The sequence below is a fragment of the Roseibium sp. ROS1 genome (assembly GCF_054658215.1).
Genome location: NZ_BAAGIG010000001.1, coordinates 877,960 through 900,253, shown reverse-complemented (window position 1 = coordinate 900,253; position 22,294 = coordinate 877,960). Strand labels below are relative to the sequence as shown.

The 22,294-nt window shown below is 59.3% G+C and carries 23 protein-coding genes; 14 read left to right on the top strand and 9 right to left on the bottom strand.

Going from position 1 to position 22,294, the window contains the following annotated elements:
* Window positions 1–11: 11 nt before the first annotated feature.
* From ACYQ6M_RS03985 to ACYQ6M_RS03975, 3 genes are all read right to left on the bottom strand, one after another.
* Window positions 12–614 carry a hypothetical protein gene (locus ACYQ6M_RS03985; protein WP_460072267.1) on the bottom strand — a complete coding sequence of 201 codons (603 nt, stop codon included), beginning with the start codon at window positions 612–614 and terminating at the stop codon, window positions 12–14.
* Window positions 615–758: 144 nt separating this feature from the next.
* Window positions 759–1,958, bottom strand: a complete 1,200-nt coding sequence (locus ACYQ6M_RS03980) for a pyridoxal phosphate-dependent aminotransferase (RefSeq protein ID WP_022997972.1) — start codon at window positions 1,956–1,958, stop codon at window positions 759–761.
* Between the two features lie 94 nt (window positions 1,959–2,052).
* Window positions 2,053–2,769, bottom strand: coding sequence for an MBL fold metallo-hydrolase (locus ACYQ6M_RS03975; RefSeq protein WP_460072265.1), 717 nt, complete (start codon window positions 2,767–2,769; stop codon window positions 2,053–2,055).
* A gap of 128 nt (window positions 2,770–2,897) precedes the next feature.
* Between ACYQ6M_RS03975 and ACYQ6M_RS03970 the strand changes: the two genes are divergently transcribed.
* Window positions 2,898–3,257, top strand: coding sequence for a winged helix-turn-helix transcriptional regulator (locus tag ACYQ6M_RS03970; protein WP_460072263.1), 360 nt, complete (start codon window positions 2,898–2,900; stop codon window positions 3,255–3,257).
* Window positions 3,258–3,299: 42 nt separating this feature from the next.
* Here ACYQ6M_RS03970 and ACYQ6M_RS03965 read toward each other — a convergent pair whose 3' ends face one another.
* A complete protein-coding gene (locus ACYQ6M_RS03965; protein ID WP_460072261.1) occupies window positions 3,300–4,430 on the bottom strand; it encodes a hypothetical protein in 1,131 nt (376 codons plus the stop codon).
* A gap of 441 nt (window positions 4,431–4,871) precedes the next feature.
* Here ACYQ6M_RS03965 and ACYQ6M_RS03960 point away from each other — a divergent pair, with 441 nt between their 5' ends.
* The 4 genes from ACYQ6M_RS03960 (at window position 4,872) to ACYQ6M_RS03945 (ending at window position 7,743) form a co-directional block, all read left to right on the top strand.
* On the top strand, window positions 4,872–5,096 hold the full coding sequence (locus tag ACYQ6M_RS03960; protein WP_145903519.1) for a hypothetical protein: 225 nt from the start codon (window positions 4,872–4,874) through the stop codon (window positions 5,094–5,096).
* A gap of 43 nt (window positions 5,097–5,139) precedes the next feature.
* Window positions 5,140–5,382 (top strand): hypothetical protein, encoded by a 243-nt coding sequence (locus ACYQ6M_RS03955; RefSeq protein ID WP_022997977.1) that lies wholly within the window; start codon window positions 5,140–5,142, stop codon window positions 5,380–5,382.
* Between the two features lie 547 nt (window positions 5,383–5,929).
* Window positions 5,930–6,403, top strand: coding sequence for a DUF3775 domain-containing protein (locus ACYQ6M_RS03950; RefSeq protein ID WP_205838361.1), 474 nt, complete (start codon window positions 5,930–5,932; stop codon window positions 6,401–6,403).
* Between the two features lie 380 nt (window positions 6,404–6,783).
* Complete coding sequence (locus ACYQ6M_RS03945) at window positions 6,784–7,743, top strand: DUF1624 domain-containing protein (protein WP_460072258.1); 960 nt, start codon at window positions 6,784–6,786, stop codon at window positions 7,741–7,743.
* A 37-nt stretch (window positions 7,744–7,780) separates the two neighbouring features.
* Here ACYQ6M_RS03945 and ACYQ6M_RS03940 read toward each other — a convergent pair whose 3' ends face one another.
* Entirely contained in the window at window positions 7,781–8,746 is a 966-nt protein-coding gene (locus ACYQ6M_RS03940) for a phosphotransferase (protein ID WP_460072256.1), read from the bottom strand.
* Here ACYQ6M_RS03940 and ACYQ6M_RS03935 point away from each other — a divergent pair.
* The 3 genes from ACYQ6M_RS03935 to ACYQ6M_RS03925 all read left to right on the top strand — a co-directional run bounded on the left by ACYQ6M_RS03935 (window position 8,745) and on the right by ACYQ6M_RS03925 (window position 12,607).
* A complete protein-coding gene (locus ACYQ6M_RS03935; RefSeq protein ID WP_031268203.1) occupies window positions 8,745–9,044 on the top strand; it encodes an Rdx family protein in 300 nt (99 codons plus the stop codon). The genes ACYQ6M_RS03940 and ACYQ6M_RS03935 overlap by 2 nt on opposite strands.
* A gap of 142 nt (window positions 9,045–9,186) precedes the next feature.
* On the top strand, window positions 9,187–9,897 hold the full coding sequence (locus tag ACYQ6M_RS03930) for a substrate-binding periplasmic protein (protein ID WP_460072254.1): 711 nt from the start codon (window positions 9,187–9,189) through the stop codon (window positions 9,895–9,897).
* Between the two features lie 187 nt (window positions 9,898–10,084).
* Entirely contained in the window at window positions 10,085–12,607 is a 2,523-nt protein-coding gene (locus tag ACYQ6M_RS03925) for a methyl-accepting chemotaxis protein (RefSeq protein ID WP_460072252.1), read from the top strand.
* Window positions 12,608–12,761: 154 nt separating this feature from the next.
* Here ACYQ6M_RS03925 and ACYQ6M_RS03920 read toward each other — a convergent pair whose 3' ends face one another.
* Both ACYQ6M_RS03920 and ACYQ6M_RS03915 read right to left on the bottom strand, forming a co-directional pair.
* On the bottom strand, window positions 12,762–13,142 hold the full coding sequence (locus ACYQ6M_RS03920; protein WP_062487764.1) for a carboxymuconolactone decarboxylase family protein: 381 nt from the start codon (window positions 13,140–13,142) through the stop codon (window positions 12,762–12,764).
* Window positions 13,096–13,572: a MerR family transcriptional regulator gene (locus ACYQ6M_RS03915; protein WP_055655741.1), complete on the bottom strand. Its 477-nt coding sequence runs from the start codon at window positions 13,570–13,572 to the stop codon at window positions 13,096–13,098. The genes ACYQ6M_RS03920 and ACYQ6M_RS03915 overlap by 47 nt, the downstream gene beginning before the upstream one ends.
* A gap of 249 nt (window positions 13,573–13,821) precedes the next feature.
* On the opposite strand from ACYQ6M_RS03915, the gene ACYQ6M_RS03910 reads away from it, so the two are divergent.
* The 3 genes from ACYQ6M_RS03910 (at window position 13,822) to ACYQ6M_RS03900 (ending at window position 16,470) form a co-directional block, all read left to right on the top strand.
* The gene (locus ACYQ6M_RS03910) at window positions 13,822–14,412 is read left to right on the top strand and encodes a TetR/AcrR family transcriptional regulator (protein WP_460072250.1); all 591 of its coding nucleotides are present in this window, start codon (window positions 13,822–13,824) and stop codon (window positions 14,410–14,412) included.
* Window positions 14,413–14,503: 91 nt separating this feature from the next.
* Window positions 14,504–15,064 (top strand): carboxymuconolactone decarboxylase family protein, encoded by a 561-nt coding sequence (locus ACYQ6M_RS03905; protein WP_460072248.1) that lies wholly within the window; start codon window positions 14,504–14,506, stop codon window positions 15,062–15,064.
* Between the two features lie 98 nt (window positions 15,065–15,162).
* Window positions 15,163–16,470, top strand: a complete 1,308-nt coding sequence (locus ACYQ6M_RS03900; RefSeq protein WP_460072246.1) for an SRPBCC family protein — start codon at window positions 15,163–15,165, stop codon at window positions 16,468–16,470.
* Window positions 16,471–16,602: 132 nt separating this feature from the next.
* Here the strand turns inward: ACYQ6M_RS03900 and ACYQ6M_RS03895 are convergent, their stop codons facing one another.
* Window positions 16,603–18,177 (bottom strand): ABC transporter substrate-binding protein, encoded by a 1,575-nt coding sequence (locus ACYQ6M_RS03895; RefSeq protein WP_035909848.1) that lies wholly within the window; start codon window positions 18,175–18,177, stop codon window positions 16,603–16,605.
* Between the two features lie 214 nt (window positions 18,178–18,391).
* Between ACYQ6M_RS03895 and betC the strand changes: the two genes are divergently transcribed.
* A complete protein-coding gene (betC, locus tag ACYQ6M_RS03890; RefSeq protein WP_022997992.1) occupies window positions 18,392–19,909 on the top strand; it encodes a choline-sulfatase in 1,518 nt (505 codons plus the stop codon).
* 746 nt (window positions 19,910–20,655) lie between these two features.
* Complete coding sequence (locus tag ACYQ6M_RS03885; RefSeq protein ID WP_460072243.1) at window positions 20,656–21,024, top strand: mannan-binding lectin; 369 nt, start codon at window positions 20,656–20,658, stop codon at window positions 21,022–21,024.
* A 33-nt stretch (window positions 21,025–21,057) separates the two neighbouring features.
* Here the strand turns inward: ACYQ6M_RS03885 and ACYQ6M_RS03880 are convergent, their stop codons facing one another.
* The gene (locus tag ACYQ6M_RS03880) at window positions 21,058–21,414 is read right to left on the bottom strand and encodes a hypothetical protein (protein WP_168684766.1); all 357 of its coding nucleotides are present in this window, start codon (window positions 21,412–21,414) and stop codon (window positions 21,058–21,060) included.
* Window positions 21,415–21,908: 494 nt separating this feature from the next.
* Between ACYQ6M_RS03880 and ACYQ6M_RS03875 the strand changes: the two genes are divergently transcribed.
* Complete coding sequence (locus ACYQ6M_RS03875) at window positions 21,909–22,172, top strand: hypothetical protein (protein WP_460072241.1); 264 nt, start codon at window positions 21,909–21,911, stop codon at window positions 22,170–22,172.
* The last annotated feature ends 122 nt before the right edge of the window (window positions 22,173–22,294 follow it).

The following is a 22,294-nucleotide window of genomic DNA, read 5'->3' as shown; positions in this document are numbered from 1 at the left end:
TGGCAAAAGGGTCAGCCGTAACCGTCGGTAGTGTCGGTACCGCCCGCCAGAGCAGGGGCAAGCACACCACCGTTCGACGACCTGTCCGACACTCGGGCAAGCAGAAACCGGCGACCGGCAATCAGAAGGGTCAAGGTGACGACCACCGGAAGAAGGCTGTTTTCCGGCACCTGGAACGCCCAGACCGTTCCAGCCAGCGATACGGCAAGCATCAGAAACGATAGTCGGTACTGTGTTGATCTGGGCAAGTCGGGGACACCGGCAAATCCACCACGTGAGAACAGGGTCAAGACCCCGCCGGTAAGCGTCACGGTCAACAAAACGGCACTGTACGAATAGCCTGTCAGGAATGCTGCCAGAGCGCCGTCGCCAAACCGATACAGGCCGACCAGAAGCGGTGTCACCAGCAGGATATGCAGATTGATACCGAGCAATACGGGGTGCATGGGCGCCTTGACCAGCACAAAGCCGGCAAGAACGAAAACCGCAAGACCGCAACCACTCCAGCCTGCAAGCTCCAGATCACCCGTCTGTCGCCAGAGCACAATGAAGACAATCGACGGCACGCTTTCAAACAGATCAAGAAGCAGTTGTTTCTGATGTGAATTTGCCATCGCTCGCCCTCCACCTGACGGGGAAAGGCTAGAGCGTTCGAACTGTGCTGTAAACCGCGCATTCCTCAACCGGAAAATGCAGCCCACAACAGGAAAGGGCGGCCGTCGGCCGCCCTTTCGCAAATCTTTCGATGCCGGAAAAGCTTATTTCAGGTTCCCGCAGAAACGCTGGATGCGCGTGCAGGCCTCTTCCAGAGCTTCGGTCGAGGTCGCATAGGAAATGCGGAAGTTCGGACCAAGCCCGAAAGCCGAACCGTGAACGACGGCGACACCTTCAGCTTCCAGAAGCTCGGAGACGAAGTCCTCGTCGCTCTCGATCACCTTGCCGGAAGGGGCCGTCTTGCCGATTGTACCGGCGCAGGACGGGAACACGTAGAACGCGCCTTCCGGCACCGGGCACGAAATGCCGTTGGCCTGGTTCAGCATGGAGACAACCAGGTCCCGGCGTCCCTTGAAGACTTCGTTGTTTTTCGGGATGAAGTCCTGGGTGCCGTTCAACGCCTCGACCGCCGCCCACTGGGCGATGGAGCAAGGGTTGGAGGTTGACTGCGACTGAACCTTGGCCATGGCCTTGATCAGGTCAGCCGGGCCGCCGGCATAACCGATACGCCAGCCGGTCATTGCATAGGCCTTCGACACACCGTTGACGGTCAGCGTGCGCTCGTAAAGAGCAGGCTCCACCTGAGCAGGCGTGGTGAACTTGAAGTCGTCATAGACGAGGTGCTCATACATGTCGTCGGTCATGACCCAGACATGGGGGTGCTTCATCAGCACATCGCAGAGCGCCTTCAGTTCAGCTTCCGTGTAGGCCGCACCGGACGGGTTGGACGGAGAGTTGAAGATCAGCCACTTGGTGCGCGATGTGATCGCCGCATCGAGTGCTTCCGGGGTAATCTTGAAGGTCGACTTGTCCGCTTCCACGATCACCGGTTCACCGCCTGCGAGCAGCACCATGTCCGGATAGCTTACCCAGTAAGGGGTCGGAATGATGACTTCATCGCCCGGGTTCAGCGTTGCAATCAGCGCGTTGTAAAGCACCTGCTTGCCGCCGGTTCCCACGGTGATCTGGCTGGTTTCGTAAGTAAGCCCGTTTTCCCGCTTGAACTTTTCGACAATGGCCGCCTTCAGCTCCGGAATACCATCGACAGCGGTGTACTTGGTCTTGCCGTCGGTGATGGCCTTGATGGCGGCTGTCTTGATGTTTTCCGGGGTATCGAAATCCGGCTCGCCAGCTCCGAGACCGATTACATCGCGGCCTGCGGCTTTAAGCTCGCGTGCCTTGTTGGTGACGGCGATGGTCGCAGAAGGTTTAACACGCGCCAATGCGTCAGCAAGAAAGCCCATAATGTCCTCCAGGGGAAACGGGATTAACAGCGCGCGGACCCTAGATCCGTGCGCTGCGGAAAACAAGACCAAATCCGGAGAAGAACGGGAGTTTTCAGGCCGCTTGCGCCAGTTTGCCGGCGTATCTTTCAATCACCCCGGCATCGAGCGGTCCGCCATGGCCGAGATAGAAGCGTTTTGCCCCCTTGGACAGCAGAAATTTCAGCGAACGGGCGACCTGAAGCGGGTCTTCTTCAAAGGGAGGCGGCTTGGGCCGACTCTTCAGCGCGATTCCGCCCAGAAGAATGCCGGACGCCGCCAGATCCCCCGCGAGGACGGCACCATCGTCAAGCAGTACCGACAGCGATCCGGGCGTGTGGCCTGGCGTCGACATGATGACACCTTGCACGCCATAGGCTGTCAGATCCAGTGTCTGGTCCCCTGACAGAAGAATGTCCGGCTCCACCTTCGCAAACGGCCGTTCGATCGCGCCTGAAAGCTTGAACAGCCGACCGAAGAGCCCCGAAGGCTTCAGGATGGGAGCCTGGCCCCGGCAATAGGGTAAATCACCTTCATGCAGCACGATTGGCGAGCCCGACAGTTTCTGAAGACGCCTGGCGCTGCCCGCGTGGTCGATATGGCCGTGGGTCACCACGATCAGCTTCAGATCGGCAATGCAAAGCCCGACGTTCGCCAGCACCTTCTCGATCTTGGTCTCACTGCCTGGCAACCCGGTGTCCACAAGCACGGCACCACCGGCAAAGGTCAGCAGAAACGCGTTGACCATGCCGAATGGCAGGATCGGGATAGTGTGGATCTGGATCTCGGACATGTTTGCCGCCGTTCTCTTCCTGGTGATAGGTTGGCTCTTCACCTAGGCGGACGCGGAAATACGTTCAATTAGGCACCTTTTGGTAACCCGGACGGGCCATTGGCCCCGGCGAACCGGTGGAGACGGACATGAGCGAACCGATCGCATCCCTCTGGCGCATGCCTGGCACGCAGGACTGTCCCGTTGCCGACACGCTGAAAAGCATCGGCGGCAAACACACCCCAAGGGTTCTGCATTGCCTGACCGCTAGGGATCATCATTTTCTGGAACTACAGCGGACACTGAAACCGATCAGCCGCAAGGTGCTGACCCAGGAACTGCGCCATCTGGAAGAGATTGGACTGGTCGCTCGTACCGAACTGGACGACGCCCACCGCCGCGTCCGCTATGCCCTCACACCGAAAGGCCGGAGCCTGACCGAAATCCTTGGACAGGTCTACCTTTGGGCCGTGGAACACCACGGCACTGACGCGGCATCAGCGGCATAAAAGTAAAGTACTGTTTCAGTCGCTCTCAGTACCTGTCGAGGGTCAGCTTCTCGTTTCAAGGATCAGCTTCGGATCGTCCTTGTCCTCATCGATGATCGTGCACTTGAAGCGTTTTTTCTTGGTCTGGCCATTGAGCACCGTCACCGGCACCGACAGGGGAACTTCCGAGGCGTCTTTGGCAGAGGTCAACAGGGACGCATAATTGCTCGGGTGAAGCAGCATCTCGGTGATCGGACGGCTGTCGAGGACGTCCGATGTCAGATGGTAGGTCTTCATCGCTGCGTTGTTCGCCGCGATGATGATCTTTGACTTGATGTTGACCACCAGGATCGGCGCGCTGCACGCTTCGAAGACCCTGGCAAAGTCGACATCACCGCCGGCATGGCCGGCCGAAAACAGCACCCCGCCCACCGTTCCGCCGACACGAAAATACATGGCGTCATATTTCAGTTCGACGCTGTCGTTGGACGCCAGCAGAAACTTGCCACGCCCGGTCGCACTGGCCCGGCGCGTCAATGCCGCAAGCGTCAGGGAGACGATCGTTCGCCCGACCCGGTTCTGGATATGGGCAATGTTGCGCCCCAGGATCAGGCGAGCATCCTCGATCTGGAAGCTCTTGAGAAAACCGTCGCTGGCAAAGCGCACGTAGCCGAAATTGTCGACCAGCAGCACAACGCGGGTGGAGGACGCGACGAAATGCTGGAGGATCGGCGCCAGCCCCATGACGACCCGGCCCGGATTATTGTCATTCTCACCGATGGAGGGGAAGCAGATTGCAAGGATCTTGCCGTCTGGCAACTCGTAACGATAGGCAACGATCGGAATGCCCGGGATACGGTGGTCCGGCCCGCCGCCGACGTCGAACGGCCCGGCCTGGCCTTCCCGGATAGCACCCTGGACGAGGCGGAGAATGGTCTTCCGATCCTCTGGCGACAGGTGGCGCAGCGCCTCGTTGGAGGGCGCCTCCTGCAGATCCCGCACTTCGCTATTGAAACTCTGGGAACCGACCTCGTGCCAGAGAATGGTTTTCTTGCTGATATCGGCAATGAAAAACTGGATACCCGCCAGCGACAAGGCCGGCGGCTCCCCGGCCTTCTGGACCGATGGTTCTGTCGACGTTACTGGGTCTGTCGGCTTGCCCACCGTGGCGCTCTGCGCAGCGTTTATCGTCATTCCATGCCTGGTCTGTTTGTATCGGATGTCCCGGCGAGCAAGCATGCTTCCGAAATGCAAACAAACACTAAAATCGCATCGTAAAATATCTGGGTTATGTCAGTTTTTACAGTAATTAAACAACGCAATACGTTTTTATGAGAAGTTGTATTGTCAATTTTACGAAAGCTTAATTGGCCTGTTTCAGACCCCGGAACCACAGCCTTCCACCTTCGCACATCAAGACTGCCGGAATGGAAAACAGAACCGTCGCCCCCCCCTGAATGCAGCGCCATTCGGAGCACGGACACTACCTATTGTGCCGCCCTGCCAAGGCGGCAGCAAATAGATCGAATTTGCCGCAAAATAGTCACGAAAACACACGGCGCATGTCTAAATCGCGTCCGCGTGCCGGCGCAATTTCAAACGAGATTGAACTCATCCCAGCGGATGGAGGAGCCAATGGCCCACGCAACGACCGTACAGGCGACCATCAAGTCGCAGAACGTAAGCTTCCCACCGGTTTTGCTGTTCATAGTGGCAGCAGGCCTGTTGATGTTGATGTCCGCACTGGAGCCGTCACTGGTGCTGCCGATGGTCGCGTTCCTGACCATGGTTGCCGTTACCCGTCTGCTGGCCCGCCGACTGTTTCAGGACCTGACCGGCGCTCAAGCGCAGGCAGACTGACAGAAACCGAAGTACAACCGCTCGAACCTGACTGATCTTCACCATGGCACGCGTAGATAACCAGAAAACCAGAAAGTCCGTCCCCTCCAAAAGCGACCTGCATGAAGCCCGGCCGCTGTTGCAGGCAATCTTTCTGGGCATGCTGCTGGCAACCGCTTTGGTCGCAGCGGCGGCGATGGCAAACCCGGCCAACACGAACGGTGTCCCGAAGACCGAGCCCGTCGCGCACTCAGCAACCGGCCAGGCACCGGCAAACGCCGGTCGGCCGGCAAGCGCCATGTTCTGACAGCTTGACATACAACCAGCCGCCGCGGCGGCTCCGTCTGTTTCAGGAAGTCAAGATCAGCGCCTGGAGCCCGACCTTTCAAAAGCCGAGACCCGGCCTCATGCTTGGCACATGAGTGCCGGGCCTCAGTGCCCGGTCCGCCCCCGGATAACGTTTCCTGCCCAACGATGGTTCTCTTTGAACCTTCATCCAAGACAGCCCCGCAGTGCATTTGTGCAAGTGCCCGCTGTCTCACCGCCCTCAGGTGGTCCGCCGGTTGCGTCCGCTGTTGATCACGGTCAAGGACAGGAATTTGTTCGTTCGCCAAGTAAAGCAAGATCACATGTCATCTGCAAGACCGCACGCGGTTCAAGGCTGGCATCGATCGGAAATTAACCAGTGTCACATGGCGCGACCTTGAATACCGGGGATAACCGCAGTCCAGGCCTTTGCGAGAGCGTTCGGAAACTTCCAGCAAGCCGTGTGGAACAAAATCCGCTACGGGGCATTTGCCCTCAAGTGGTAGTATTACGCCGATGCAACCGGCGCCAGTGAGGGATTTCACATCATGACCATTGCCAACGGCGAAAAGTGGATCGATAAAGAAACGAAGGGTTTGTCGGAGGCAGCAATGGACATCGACCTCACACTTTCAGCAGACACGATCCGCCTGCTCGCCCAGAAGGCGCGGGCAGTTGCATCGTCTCTTCAGGATACGTTCGAGGACGGCCATGAAGGCGACGTCGAATTCGACGCCGATGCCCTGGAGCAAAGTCACGGTCACGATGGCCTTGCGGAGGAGGAAAACGACGACCTCTCCGACGAGGAACTGCGGGAGCTGATCGAGGATCTCAACGTGGATGAAGCTGCCGAACTGGTGGCTATCTCCTGGATCGGCCGCGGTGACTTCGAGGCTGAGGACTTCCAGCAAGCGGTCGACGAGGCACGCGATCGCGCCGCCGGTTCGACAGCAACCTATCTCCTCGGCATGCCGCTCCTGGCCGACCACCTGGAAGCCGGCCTCGACGCGCTTGACCTCTGACAGCCGATACAGCGCTGTTTTCGCCCGGGCTTCAAGACGTTCGGCGGGTCAAGGCGGCTAGGTCATTTTTGCCGGGTCTTCCACATCAGGTCGTTTTCCTTGGGAAAACCGGTTAGCAATTGATTTACTATCTTTTCGCTGCCGGACATTTGGCCCACTCTTGCCCCACTTCGTGGTGGGACAAGGGAGTTGAGGGCATGCTGCAAGACCCGGCGAACCAAGACGTGTTTACCGTCCATCGTCCGTCTCCATGGCCATATGTCGGCGCAATGCTCGCTGCGTCGGCCCTGATCACGACACTGGTCGTGGCGTTCAGCAGCTAATCCATACCGGCACTACCGCTCGAAACCGGTACCGGTCATCGTTCAGAGAGTTCCTTAATGCGTTCAACGCGTCTGGCCGTGCTTGATCTTGCCCGCGGCCTCGCTGTTGTCGCCATGGCGATCTACCATTTCTCCTGGGACCTTTCCTGGTTTGCCTATGTCGACTGGCCCGTTGCCCAGGGCACAGGTTGGCGCATGTTCGCCGCCTCGATCGCCGGCAGCTTCCTGCTTCTGGCTGGCGTCAGCCTGGATTTCGCCCACCACCTGGGCATCCGTTGGCATGCCTTCTGGCGGCGCCTTGCCGTGATCGTCGCAGCCGCTGCCGCCGTGTCGCTGGTCACCTATTTCACTTTCGGCGATACCTTTGTCCGCTTCGGCATTCTCCATTCCATTGCCTTGTCCAGCGTGATCGCCCTTCCCTTCACGCGCCTTCCGTTCGTCTTTGCCGGGCTTGCTGCGGCGTTCGTTTTCACTTTGCCTTTCTGGGCAGCTTCATCCGCCCTCGACGGCCAGCTCTGGCTGTGGACAGGGCTCGGCACACCGGATTTTGCCAGTGTGGATTATGTGCCGCTGGCGCCCTGGGCCGGAGTGACGTTGGCGGGCGTCGCCATCTCGAAGATTTTCCGAAAGATCAATCTGTGGCAGACGCTGTCCAGATTGACATTCGCCAACCGTCCCGGCCGGCTGACGCGGTTCTTCGGCCGCCATTCCCTGCCAGTCTATCTGCTGCATCAGCCCTTGCTGTTCGGCCTTGTGTGGACGGCAACGCAGATCGGCCCGGAGATGGACCGCTCCGCCAATGCCTTCGTGCGTAATTGCACGGTTTCCTGCCAGGGGACGACCGCTACGACAGAAATCTGCGAAGCCGCTTGCGGCTGTACACTTGAATATCTGAAATCGGACGGCATCTGGGACCAGCTTCTGGCCGAGCCCGAAAACCAGTCTCTGCGCAACCGGATGTCGAACAGATACAGCCAGTGCCTGGCTGATCCAAAGTGGCCGGATCCGCTCAACTGATCCCGGCTTTCAAGCCTTCGGTGATGTTTCCGGGCACTCAGGAAAGACGGGCCAGTTGCCGGAGCGCCCGGCCCCGCCGCTGCCGTGCAAAGGGAAGAAACACGTCCTCGTCTCGCCCCGCCGCCACCTGCTCCAGCGCCCAGAGGGCCGAAACGGCGTCGCATTTGGCTTTCATGACACCAAGACGATCGGCCTCGGGCACCGCAGCGCCCGTTGCTGCATAGGCTTTCAGGAATACCTGTTCCTCATCCGCACTCATTTCGTGCTCCAGAACGGCGTAGGCAAGATCCCAGGCGGGATCCGACATGCCTGAGAATTCCCAGTCAATCAGCCAGAGCTGGTCGGATGACATGAGGCAGTTGCCGGGGGATGGATCGCCATGGCTCGGAACAAGCATCCGGCCAGCACCACCAGCGGTGCCGGCACCGATCGGCTGCAACACTATTTCCAGCCCGGTCATTTCCTCCCGGCACCGAACTGCGTCCCGAAGACCTTGCCACTGCGCCTGAAGCACGCTGTCCGGATCGAGCAGCCCTTCGAAGGTCACACCAGACCCATGCAATTGCCCCAATGCCTCGCCGAGTGCACGGGCCAGGCTGTACGACGGCTGCTCCGAAAGATCGGCAGGGCCGCCGCTGACCTCGACGGCGCGGGTCACCAGAATGCCGGCCTCCGCATCACAAAATACCGGTGGCACGGCAATTCCAGTCGCAGCGGCGAGCATCAGGTTTCTTGCCTCTGCTTTCCTGTCGATGTTGCCTGCCGCTTCCAGACGGGGAAGCCGCAGGAAGAACGTGCCCTTCTCAGCCTCCAGCCTGAACACACGGTTTGTCAGCCCAGGCTGGGGCCGAGCTGACAGGGGAGCGCCACAAACACGATGCAGGTCCTGATGCCGTTCAAAGGCCTCCAGGATGTCCGGCAAAATGGTGTCTGGCGCGTCAGAGGAAAGCTGTGGCACAAGCAGGAACAATCGAGCGAAACAGAGGAGCTGGCCGGACGCCATGACGAACGTCCCATCGCCCCATATCATCATCACCTACTGCCGCCAATGCAATTGGCTGTTGCGCTCCGCATGGATGGCGCAGGAAATCCTGTCCACCTTCTCGGAAGAAGCTGGCGCTGTCACCCTTGTTCCGGGCACCGGAGGCATTTTCACAATCGTCTGCGACGGTCAACTTGTCTGGGACCGCAAGACAGATGGAGGCTTTCCGGAGGCCAAGGTTCTGAAGCAGCGGCTTCGTGACCTGCTTTGGCCGGAGAAGGACCTCGGCCACAGCGACCGCCAGGACAGGAAAGACTAGGCCGGACGCGCTCAAGTGAATTGACTTCTTGAAGTCGCGAATATGTATACTGTGGCATCCGAAGCGCAGCTTTCGGCAAGAAACTTCGAGACAGGACGCATGAACCGGAGCCTTCATGCACATCAGGTTATCACTGTTATTTTTGGCACTACTATCGCTTGCCGGAGCAAGCACCAGTTCTGCAGTGGAGACCAGCGAACCTGAAATCGTCATCTATACCGAGGACTACAAACCGCTCTATTTCCCTGGTGAAGACGGGAAAATCTCAGGAACTGTCACCCAACTTGTACTAGATCTCGCCGATGACGCCGGCATAACGGTCGAGATGCACATGCGGCCGTTCAAACGCGGGTTGAATGCGGTGGAGAGCAACGCCAACCATTGTTTCATGGCCCTGTGGCGCACTCAGGAACGCGAACCGAATTTCACCTGGGTCGGACCTTTGGAAATCGACGGATACGGCCTTTTTGCCTTGAAGGGCAGTTCCATAGAACTTTCGACAGTCGAAGACAGTTTCGGCTATTCGACAGGAGCCGTCGGCGGCTGGACCAGCACCAATGAACTTCAGGACGCCGGCCATCCCCATCTTGTGCTGGTGGACGAAGATGGGCTCAATGCGAACATGCTGCGGTCTGGTCACACCAGGCTCTGGCTGGGTGGCCTGATTTCGGCTCCCTATGTCGCGGAACAGGAAGGGGTGGAGATCGAGAAACTGCTGACCCTGCAGACCGTCGAACTTGCTTTGGCCTGCAACTCACATATCGACCAGTCCGTTACCGATCGCCTGCAGTCAGCTTTGAACGCACGTCTTCAGAAAACGCCACAAAACAACCCCAAACAATTGACGCAATAGACAATTTATCTCTGCTGCAGAGCAACCACCTCGAAAAGTTGCATAACTTCAGAAAACTACTTTCCAAAGTCTTACCTGCACAACAAGCGCACAAAAGACCGCCCATAATTAATGCAAGTCTCTTTTGGGTCTTCTTAAAACTTTCAATTCAAAATGCTTTCGGCAAGACAACGTCCGGAGCTCAAGAATGAAGTTCGTGAACCTTCCTTTCAGGAAGACTGCAACCGAGCCCTCAGCAACAAGGCATGAGCGGGCCGGACAACCGACACGGCAGCGCCCCTTTTTCGACTGGCCAATCAAGACCCAGCTGCAGATCGGCTTCGGCGCCATGCTATTGTGCGCCATCGGGGTCGGTGCGGGGGGCTTGTTCGCAAGCTCTGAGGTCAAGAACTCGGTCACGGTGGCGAAGACCGCCAACGAACTACTGGGGAGCGTCCCCCGGTTGCTGTCCCACGCCCAGACATTCAGTCGCGATGGCAGCAGCCAGACGGCGGAAGCGGTTGCTGCAGACATTGGCTTGATTTCGCAGGAAAGTCTCGCCCTGTCTGAAAGCCAACCCCAGGCGGCAACGCAGTTCGCTAGCATCGTCGGCGATCTGGAGACAGGCTTTGCGACGCTGCGCGACACACGACAAAGCCGTGACACAGCGGCTGCGAACCTCGATACCCTCACCTCCGAACTGGTTGCAACCACCAACAAGGCCTTCGAGGAATACAAGGCCCTTGCCGCTTACAGATCCGCCCTTGCCATCACCAACGAAGGCAAGATGACCAACCTGTCCAACGTCAGCCCCCGGCTCAGCAACATGCGCATCACCACTGTGGTGCTGGCGCAGGAAGCCGAAACCTTTGCGGCAACACCAGACAAGACCCTGGCAACGAAACTGGCGGACCGGGTGGATGCCCTCGACAAGGACGCGAAGGCGGTTCGCCGCACGGTGAAGACAGACACGATCAAGGACAGCGTCAAGGACCTCACCAAAAGCTCCAAGTCCTTTGAGAAGCTTCTGAAAGCGCACCTGAAGTCCCCGGAAGAGGGCGCCTGGAAAAACAAACTGGAACCGGCCACCCTTGAACTGATCACCCTTGCCGACACGATCATCAAGGCCGCCGAAGCACCGATTGACGACCTGACGAAGGAACTGCGGGACTTCGACAAGGCGAGCGCCGATATCGCGCTTCTGTCGAACTACACCCAGAGTGTGGCGCGTAGCGTACTCGGCATCCGCAGCGCCTATTCAGACTATCTGAACACATCCTCGCAAAACGCCGCTGATACCTTCCAGCTCTATCTGGGCGATGCCCGCACGGAACTGGGCAATCTGGACACGGTGCGAACCTCAGCCGGCAAGAACACGTCTGACAAGGCTCTGAATGATCTTCTCAATGGTCCACTCAAGGCGCTTGTTACCGCCGGCGGCGATGCCTTGCCGAAACTGGAAGCCACCTTTGCCGAAGTCGTCACCTCGACAGCGGCACTGCGCGCAAGCGAACAATCCTTTGCCGCCGCCGCCTCCTCGCTGACGGAACAGGCAGAAATCATCAGCGCCAATTCCGGTGCGACCGCGCTGGCAAGCGCCGTCGGCGCTCAAACGCAGATCACCATTACGCTTGCCCTGGCACTGCTTCTGGGCATCGCCTTCGTCGTATTACTCTCCACTGCCATCATCCGCCCGATCCGGGGCCTGACCGATGCGATGCTCAAACTGAGGGACGGCGACACGGCTCTCGATCTTCCGGCTGCAAACCGCAAGGATGAAATCGGTCACATGGCTCAGGCCGTCGCAACCTTCCGTGACCGGGAAATCGAACGGATGCGGCTGGAAGAAGAAACCCTTGCAAGCCAGGAAGGTGTCCGCCAGCGCCAGGCCACCGTCGATGCGCTTGTCGCCTCGTTCCGTCAGGATATCGAGCAGGCACTCGCCACGGTGACCGGCAACATGCATCAGCTCGACAACACGGCCGAGCAGCTTTCCGAGATTGCCCGCACGACGACGGGCAAGTCCGAAGACGTCAGCACCGCCTCCAGCCAGGCCAGCCAGAACGTCCAGACCATCGCAGCCGCCACGGAGGAACTCAGCGCTTCCGTTCAGGAGGTCGGCCGGCAGGTCAACGACACCCTCGTGCGCGTTGAGGAAGTTGCAGGGGCAACCCGCACTTCCAACGACCAGATCAAGGGCCTGTCGGCGGCTGCCGAACGCATTGGTGCCGTTGTCCAGCTCATCCAGGAAATTGCCGAGCAGACCAACTTGCTCGCGCTCAATGCGACCATCGAAGCCGCACGCGCCGGCGAAGCCGGGCGGGGGTTTGCCGTGGTTGCCTCGGAAGTCAAGTCACTGGCCGGTCAGACGGCCAAGGCAACAGAGGAAATCTCCAGCCAGGTGTCCGAAATCCAGCAGGCCACCAACGGCGCCGTCGACGCGATCAGCGCGATCATGGAAATGATGGAGTCCGTCAACGAGACCGCAGCCGCCATGGCAAGCTCCGTCGAACAGCAGGCCGGGGCCACTGCGGAAATCTCCACCGGCGTCTTCCAGGCTGCAGGCCAGACCGCAAGCGTATCGGAAAATATCGGCGATCTCTCCCGAGGCTCCAGCGAAACCAGTCTGTCGGCCCGTGAAGTGGAAGAAATCACCGGTGCAGCCACCCGGCAACTTGCCGAAGTCACCACACGGATCGACCGGTTCCTGCAGGATGTCGCCGCAGCCTGAGTTGGGGGCTCAGCAGAAGTTGGATACCGGCGTCACCGGTATCCAATCGCCTTGCACCTGACTGTCTTTAGTCATCCCGGACGCAGCGAAGCGAAGATCCGGGATGACCACGGATAGCTTTATCTTGGCGGCAACGCTGTGTGCCTACATCCCCTTACGCTGCATCCTGTGCCTCAAATACCTCCCGGGCCGCGTTGAGGCCGTTGATTGCTGCCGGCAGGCCGCCGTAGACGGCCATCTGCCAGATCGCCTCGACGACTTCCTTGCGGTCCGCACCGGCGGCAAGCGTGTGCTCAATGTTGATTTTGAGTTGCGGAGCCGTCTGCCCGCCAAGTACGGTCAGTGCCGCGATGGTGCACAACTGGCGTGTTTTCAGGTCGAGGCCCTCCCGGGCATAGTGCCGGCCGTAAGCCCATTCGATCAGGCTTTCGGAAAATCCAGGCAGAAGATCGTCGTAACGATCGCTGAGAATGGCTTCCAGGTCGGGGTTAAGTTTCTGCGTCAGCGCGCGGCCGCGCTCCAGGGCGGTGCTCATGTTTCGGAGCTTCCTTGCTTGGCGGCGCGCCGTGTTCGGTCCGGGCGCAGCTTTCGAAGGCTGGATCAACGGTCTCACCTGCTTCCATCCTTCTGTAGCGATCAATCTTATCGTCCAGGACGTCCAGCATCTCGGTGAGCCGGGCAATATCGCCGACAACCTTTCCCCTGTGCGCTTCCAGCAGCTTCCGGCGCTCCGTCAACGAAGCTTCGCCCTTTGTACGCAGGTCCGCATAACGCAGCCGGTCCTTGATGCCCATACCAGTCGATTTCAGCCGGTCCAGGAAGTCGATCCACCTGAGGATCGTTGCATCGTAGACCCGCCGCCCACCCCCGTCCCGCAAGGGACGCGGCAGAAGGCCGATCTTTTCGTAGTAGCGCAGGGTGTCGGTCGAAAGTCCCGATTTCTCGGCCAGGTCGCCAATCCGCATGTCAGTCTCCGAACGGAACGATTTCTCTCAGGTACCGGTTGGAGTGCACTCCAGGTCAAGCGTCTTTTTCAACTAAATCAAATCTGGCGACACGGAGCTGCATATCTGACAAGGGTTAATCTCCTTCCGGTTCGGCCGTTTTCGAGGCATCCAGACCTGAAGACGGCAAGACCCCACCTCGCGACGTCGTGAACTTGGGGTGAGCGTCAATCAATTGACTGATCGGTCAGTTGGAAATATCAATTCCACATGACCACGACACGCGACATTCTCATCGACACGGCCACCGAGCTCTTTCTGGGACGCAACTTCGGTGCCGTTGGCACCACGGAACTCTGCAAGAGCGCCGGGGTGAACAAGGGAACGTTGTACCATTACTTCCCTTCGAAGTCGGATCTTCTGGCTGCGGCGATCGAACAATATGCCACGTCTTTCGGACAAGCTTTCCGCGACATTGCCGACAGTGACGCAGCACCGGAAGAAAAGCTCCGCCAGCTCTTCGACGTTCCGGCCAGGGCAAACCGGGACTGGAAAGCCCGGCACGGCTTTGCACAAGGATGCCTTGTCGGAAACATGAGCCTTGAACTCGGGGCCGTCGATACCCCTGTACGCGAGGCCATCAAACATGCACTGACGACGTGGAAAGCCCCCGTGCGCGATATCCTGCACCAGCTCATCGAGGCCGGTTCACTCGCCAGGATCAATTGCGACAAGGGAGCAGATGTCGTCATCGGCCTCATTCAGGGTGGGCTTCTGCTGGCCAAGGCGCAGAACGACCCATCGCACATCACCCTTCTTGCCCCCGGCGCCCTCTCTCATCTGAACAGCCTTAAACCCTAACCGCCTCCAGTTGCGGCAAACACTGGACGTCCGAGCACGCTTAAACAGCACTTGACTGGTCGGTCAGTTGACACACGAAAGGAAACGACAAATGCCAAACATGCTTCAAATCGAACCCAACCAGGCAACAGGAGCCACAAAGGAGGCGTTTGATGAGGCCAAGCGGCAATTCGGCGGCGTCATCAACCTCTTCAAGGTCACGGGCAATGCCCCCAATGTGCTGAAGGGCTTCCTTGCGCTCAATGCCGGCGTCAACGACGGCATAGAACTGACGGGCAAGGAGGTCGAACAGGTCGCCATGCTCGTTTCCGCACTCAATCGATGCGATTATTGTGTCAACGTTCACATGAAAGTGGGCCAGATGCAGGGCGGCAGCGAAACCGAGATGCTGGCCGCAATGGAAGGCCGCGCGGAGGATGCTCGGACGCAGGCCCTGCTCGACTACGCAAATGAAGTCGTCCGCAACCGCGGTCAGGTGACCGCTCCAACGCTTGATGCTGTCCGGCAGGCCGGTTTTTCCGACAAGGCCCTTCTGGAAACCATCGGGATCATCGGGATCTACACCCTGATCCAGTATGTGCGGCACGTGGCAGACCCGGAGCATGATTTCCCGCAGGTTACCCAATACGACGCACAGCAGATGGGCGCCTGAACAAACGGCCCGGTCGCGTCAGCCCGATGACGCGACCAAACCCGACCAATGAACAGCCGCCACTTCACGATTGCCCAAACTTGAACGGGAGGAAGACGATGATCGACGTTCACCGAAAAAAAGCCCTGCCGGTCCATCCAGACCTCGTGCAACAGCTTGCAGGTGGTTTTGACCAGATCGGTGCATGGCATCCGGCCGTTTCGGACTGCAAGACGAGCGAAACACCTTCCGGCACGGTGCGCCACCTGACACTGCCGGACGGCGCGATACTCCAGGAAGCTCGGACCGACGACGGAACGGTTCCCGGAACCTACAGCTACCGCATACTCTCTGGCCCCCTTCCCGTGCGTGACTACACTTCGACTTTCCGGATCCTTGCGACCGGCAACGGCTGCGAAGTGGAATGGTCGGGAAGGTTCGATGCTGAAGGCGCTTCAGAAGAGGAGGCACATTCCGTGGTTGCCGGCATTTATGAAACAGGGCTTCAGGCACTGGCGGTGATGGTTGCCGGACAGGCTAGCAAGACCCTACAACGCCGCAAGCCCTCCCCCTTGCCACAGGTGACCACGGTTCCGGAGATCCGTGCCGACGAAGCGCTGCGCGCTGTCTACGAAGACACCAAGGCCGTGCTGCAAGTGCCATGGATGGGCGTGGTGACGATGGCCTTTGCACAATATCCGAACTTCTACGCCGCCTTGTGGGGTGGACTGCGAGACCTTGCCGGAAGCAGGGAATTCGTTGCAGCCTGCGCGGATCTGAGATCATGTGCAGAGCAGGAAGTTGCCGCCTTTTCGGTTCCGGAAATTACAAGGGATTTGCGCAAACGCGGGTATGCGGATCAGGAACTCGAGCGGATAAGAGACGAGATCGAGGTCTTCTCCCACGGCAACATGCCCTATCTCCTGATCGCGACAGCTGCCCGGCTTCTGATCGAGAACCATGACCTTCGCGATAGCAGCACCATTTCACCCTACGACAGCGAACACGGGCCGCGGCGACTGGGGGCACCGGTGCTCATGGAAATGCACCACGTCGACAGCCAGACGCGAGATGTCTACGACGACATCATGCGCACGCTCGGCCTGCCGTTCGTGAACACCGACTATCGTGCCCTTGCCCGCTGGCCGAGCTACTTTCGCCTCGCGTGGAATGCACTGCGTCCTCAGATCGAAACCACCGACTATGACAAGGCCTGCGAACGCGTTCACGACTGCGCGGTCAACCTTGCCCGGACGTTGCCCAACCCTGGCGGACTGACACCGGAAATCCTGCAAGCGGCGATTGCCCGGGACACTAACGCGCAGCCGGTTGGCGATGTGGTGCGGCTGTTTCAATGGTTGCTGCCGGGCCTGATCGTCAACGTCGAGGCCTTTCGCCAACAATTGATTTCGGAAAAGTCCAATTGAAAAAAAGCGGCCGGCGGGACTTGCCCGGCCGGCCGTTGGAAAGGCCCCAAACAGGAGCGCTTTGAAGGTCGATCCGGCGAGGCGGTTTCCACCGCCTTCGCCTTAACGGCTGCAGCTGCCGTCTTGGTTCTGTTAAGCGAACCACCAGCGTTCGACGGCGCGGAAACCGTCCAGGGTCCAGTTGGCAGCAACCTTTTCCGGATGCTGGACCTTTTCGTTGTGCGCCATGACATAGCTGGCGAACATCGGAATAATCACACCACCGTCGGTGCGCACCAGGTTCTGCATTTCGCGGTACATATCGGCACGCTTGGTTTCATCAAGCTCGGAACGTGCTGTCTTCAGCAACTGGTTGAAGCGCTCGTTCTCCCAGTAGGTATCGTTCCAAGGAGCGCCTGACGCATAGGCCACGGAGAACATCCAGTCTTCCGTCGGACGTCCGCCCCAGTAGACCGCGCAGAACGGCTTTTTCATCCACACATCGGACCAGTAACCGTCATTCGGCTCGCGCGTCGGCTTGATGTTGATGCCGGCCTTGCTCGCGCTGTTTGAATAAAGTACGGCCGCATCGACGGCACCGCCGAAGGCCGCATCAGCTGCTGAAAGGCTGACGTCAAGGGAATCGAGACCGGCCTGCTTCAGGTAGTATTTCGACTTGTCGGGATCGTAGGTGGTCTGTTCCAGGTCGTCCGCGAAGAAGCGGTTTGACGGGCTGATCGGATGATCGTTCCCAACCGCCCCGTAGCCGAACAGGATCTTGTCGACCAGTTCCTGGCGATCGACAGCATATTTCAGCGCCATACGTACATTGTTGTCGCTAAAGGGCGCCGTGCGCGTATCCATCGCAAACGTGTAGTGCTGCGTGCCCGTGGTCGACAGGATCGTGACGTTCGGCGACCGTTTGAACAGGCCGACGGTCTTCAGGTCCACCTGATCGATGACATCGACATTGCCGGTCAGGAGTGCTGACTGACGCGCTGCAGGGTCAACGATGGTCAGCAGCTTGACATCGTCGAAATGCGCCCGGTCGGTCTTCCAGTAGTTCTCGTTCCTGGTCAGCTCGGCAATGACACCCGGCTGGTAGTTGGTGACCTTGTAGGGACCGCAACCGTCGCTGCTGGTCGGATCGATCTTGCCATCGGAGGATTTCATGATCGGCAAGTGATAGTCGCTGACCACGAACGGGAAGTCGGCATTGCCCGCTTCCAGCGTGAACACGACGCTGTCGCCGTCGACGCTGATGTCCTTGATGGGGTCGACGAAAGGCTTCGCCGCCGAGGTGCTGTTTTCGCCGCGGTGATAGTTGATCGAGGCCACCACGTCTTCCGGCTTGACCGTGCCGCCGCTGTGATACTCAATCCCCGGGCGGATCTTGAAGGTCCAGACCGTGGCATCGGGAGACGGCTCCCAGCTTTCCGCCACTTCGCCCACCAGGGTACCATCTGCGGTGATCTCGATGAGGTAGCCATGACGGGACGTGGCGAACACCTGCACGAAGACATTGTCCCAGGTGCCGGGGTCATAGTTTTCACTGGTGTTGCCTGCGGCGATGCCAACCCTGAACGTGCCGCCCTTCTTGGGTTGCGCGGCTGCCGGACCGATGGCGAACTGACCGGCAACAGCCGCTCCGCCGATCGCTGCCGCACCTTGCAGGATGCTGCGCCGGGAGACCCCGGACTGCAGGATGTGCTTGTTAAGATTTCCCATTTTCATGTCCCCTCTTTTTGATGTCCTCATTATGGAAATGACGCCGCGTGAACGTGTCCGCGCGAAAGAAATCTGCCCTGAACGTCCTTGATCCGGACAGAATTGCCAGCCACCAAGACGCCTGTTTTTCATACTATGCCGTTTTTGATTGATCGCTCAATTAAAAAAAAGCTAACACTTGCGGCAAGGTCCTCACTCGCGGCGGAGAAGCAGCATGGGAAAGCGCAAGAACATCCTGATCCTGATGGTCGACCAGTTGAACGGAACCTTGTTTCCGGACGGCCCGGCGGAGTTTCTGCACGCACCGAACCTGAAGAAACTTGCCGCCCGTTCGATTCGCTACGAGAACACCTACACTGCTTCGCCGCTCTGTGCGCCGGCACGCGCAAGCTTCATGTCCGGCCAGCTGCCACGCCGTACGGGCGTCTACGACAACGCCGCCGAATTCGCCTCTGACATCCCGACCTATGCCCATCATCTGCGCCGCGCCGGTTACACCACCTGCCTGTCCGGCAAGATGCATTTCGTCGGTCCGGATCAGATGCACGGCTTTGAGGAACGACTGACCACCGACATCTACCCTGCCGATTTCGGCTGGACGCCGGACTACCGCAAGCCAGGCGAGCGTATCGACTGGTGGTACCACAACATGGGGTCAGTCACGGGCGCCGGCATTGCCGAGATTTCCAACCAGATGGAATATGACGACGATGTCGCCTTCCAGGCCGTGCGCAAGATCCACGACTACGGCCGCGGCAAATACGACCGCCCGTTCTGCCTGACGGTCAGCTTCACCCACCCGCACGACCCTTATGTCGCCCGCCAGAAGTACTGGGATCTCTACGAGGACTGCGAGCACCTGCTGCCGCAGGTTCCGGCGATGGACTACGACGACCACGACCCGCATGCAAAGCGCATCTTCGATGCCAACGACTGGCGCAACTTCAACATCACCGAAGAAGACATCCGCCGCTCGCGACAGGCCTATTTCGCCAACATCACCTATCTGGACGACAAGATCGGCGAAATCCTGCACGCGCTCGACGCGATGGACCTGACCGAGGACACCACCATCCTGTTCGTCTCCGACCATGGCGACATGCTGGGCGAGCGCGGCCTGTGGTTCAAGATGAACTTCTTCGAAGGCTCCGCCCGCGTGCCCCTGATGGTTGCCGATGCGGATCTCGCGCCGAAGCACATTTCCGATCCAGTCAGTACGCTCGACGTTCTGCCGACCGTCTGCGACCTCGCCGGCATCGACATGAGCGAGATCATGCCGTGGACCGACGGCACCAGCCTTGTGCCTCTGGCGAAAGGCGAGCCCCGCACCGCACCGGTGCTGATGGAATATGCCGCCGAAGCCTCCTACGCCCCGCTGGTCGGCATACGTGAGGGCGACTGGAAATACATCCACTGCGAACTCGACCCGCCGCTGCTCTTCAACGTGACGGACGACCCGCACGAACTGACCAACCTCGCCGCCGACCCGGCCCATGCCGCAACCGCCGTGCGTTTTGCCGAGATCGCAGGAAAACAATGGGACATGGCCGCTTTCGACGCCGAAGTGCGCCAGTCCCAGGCCCGCCGCTGGATCGTCTACGAAGCCCTGCGCAACGGCGCCTATTTCCCCTGGGACTACCAGCCCCTGCAAAAAGCCTCCGAACGCTACATGCGCAACCACATGGACCTGAACATCGTGGAAGAAAGCCAGAGGTATCCGCGGGGAGAGTGAACCCGCTTTATTCCTGCACCGGCTCGCTTACCCTTGTCATCCCCGCGCAGGCGGGGATCCAGTAAGCCTCTGACCTCACGAATGTCCACTTACCGGCCCCAAGGGATACTGGATCCCGGTCTTGGCTGCGCCAAACCGGGATGACAATGCTCAGCGAGACAGCCCCGTCCGCCTTTAAGCCCCATGACCCACCACACCCTCCTTGTCATCCCCGCGCAGGCGGGGACCCAGTAATCCTCTGACCTCGCGAATGTCCATTTACTGGCTCCAAGGACTACTGGATCCCGGTCCTGACGGCGCCAAACCGGGATGACAAAGCTCAGCGAGACAGCCCCGTCCGCCTTTAAGCCCCAGAGCTCACCACACCCTCCTTGTCATCCCCGCCCAGGCAGGGATCCAGTAAGCTTCTGAACTCACGAATGTCCACTTACCGGCTCCAAGGAGTACTGGATCCCGGTCTTGGCTGCGCCAAACCGGGATGACAATGCTCAGCGAGACAGCCCCGCCCGCCTTTAAGCCGCATGGCCCACCACCCCTCCTTGTCATCCCCGCGAAGGCGGGGATCCAGTAAATCTCTGACCTTAAAATTTTCCAGATACCGCCCTACGGGCACCGCGATCCCCGATCCTGGCCCTGCCGAAGAAGGGCCACACCGTGCGAGAAACCCGTTCACACAGAACTTCCCGGTCGACACACGGCGAGAGGTAATGGAAGCTCTGGCGGATCGATTATCTACGGAGGTTCCGATGCGATTGCCGAAGCTGCTCACAGCGCTCTTCTTCCTGCTCATTGCACTTCCCGCCAGCGCACAGACCCACAACGTCGAGGCCGGGCCGATCTGGAACAATGGTGACGCGCAGGCGAAATGTCCACGTGTCTGCGGCGGGCTGGGAACACGTTGGAATGGGCAGTGGCATACGACGGTACAGGGGCAGATGTCGGTCTGTGCGTGTGAGAAGGCCAGCCCGGGACGCGAAATCCAGGCCGGGCCAATCTGGAACAACGCCGATGCGCAGGGCAAATGCCCCGGCATCTGCTTTGGCAACGGTCTCAGCTGGAGCGGCCAGTGGCGCACCACCGTGCAGGGACGCATGTCCGTTTGCGACTGCCGCTAGCCCGCCCGTGGGGTGGGCGGACGCGACCGGGTGTTACTTCGTGCAGCCGTTGACATCGGCAGCGCAGTAGAACCCTTCCGAGGAATTGCCGCAGCAATAAAGGAAACCGGGCGAGTCGCAGTAATACTCCGATGAACCGCAACGGCCGGCAACCTGCATCAACGGACCCTTGTCCGTCGATGACCCCGGCAGTTCCACGGCGCCGGACAGGCGCGGCGACATGTTGGGCATCGGCGGCACTTCAAGCCCGCTATCCAGGCTTGCAAGGACAACTTTCGCTGCTGTCAGATCCGGCTGATGGGTCAGATCCAGCGGATCGGCCCCTGCCGGGGTAACCGCGTAAAACATGCCGGTCATCAGCGTGATTTCAACAATAGTTCTCAGTCTCATCTTTCGCCTCCTCCGCGCAAGATGCAGCTTGTCTGCTTGTGATCTGATGGAGCCAATTATAGCACGAGACTGAAACCCCGAATATTCAGCAAACTACGCAGCACGCAAAAGATTTACAAAGAAAAACAACAGCCTCACGTGGGCACATCACCCTTTGAAGGTGTATTTTCCGGCGCGTGTGCCTGGGCCTCCAACGCGCCCAAACGTGGCGAAACTCCCGCCGAAAAGACGCTCAAAGGCCTGCCGAAAACCTGGTCAGACAATATTTTTTGCCCCCCTGATTTCGAACAAATTTCCGCCGCAATCCAAGCGCTGAATCCACGTCAGCAGGGTCAAGCGCGTCCCGCGTAAGCCACTCACCAGGCAGTGCTTTTGGTCTTCCCAAGGCATGAGATGGATAGAGAACCCAAGCCGTCATGACATGGGCAACAAGCCGTCATGGCCGCGAAACCACTGCACCTTCAAACATCTCTGTCCTTGAAAGGATATCTGCAATGGCCATTCGCGGCTTTGTCCTTGGTGCTGCCTTCTTTGCTGCCGGCCTGGTGCCCGCAGCTGCCGACAGCGTGACCGCTTCCGTAGAGACCTGGAACCCGGCAACTCGTACGCTTTTTCTGAGCGACAAGACACAGTTCCAGACAATTTCCAGCTCCGTCGCTGTGCCGGACACCCTGGCTGCGGGAAAGACCGTCACCATTCACTACAATGGCTCGGAAAACGGCGTCGACTCGATCCTCTCCATAGAGGTTCAGCCCTAAGCCAGCGTCATGCCACTGCGCCACGAAACTTCCTCGGCCTGACGGAGGCTGACGGTGCGCCGCCTTCATTTTCCAGGATCCGCGAAGCCCCCGAGACCGGATCCTGACGCCCCTTTTGCACA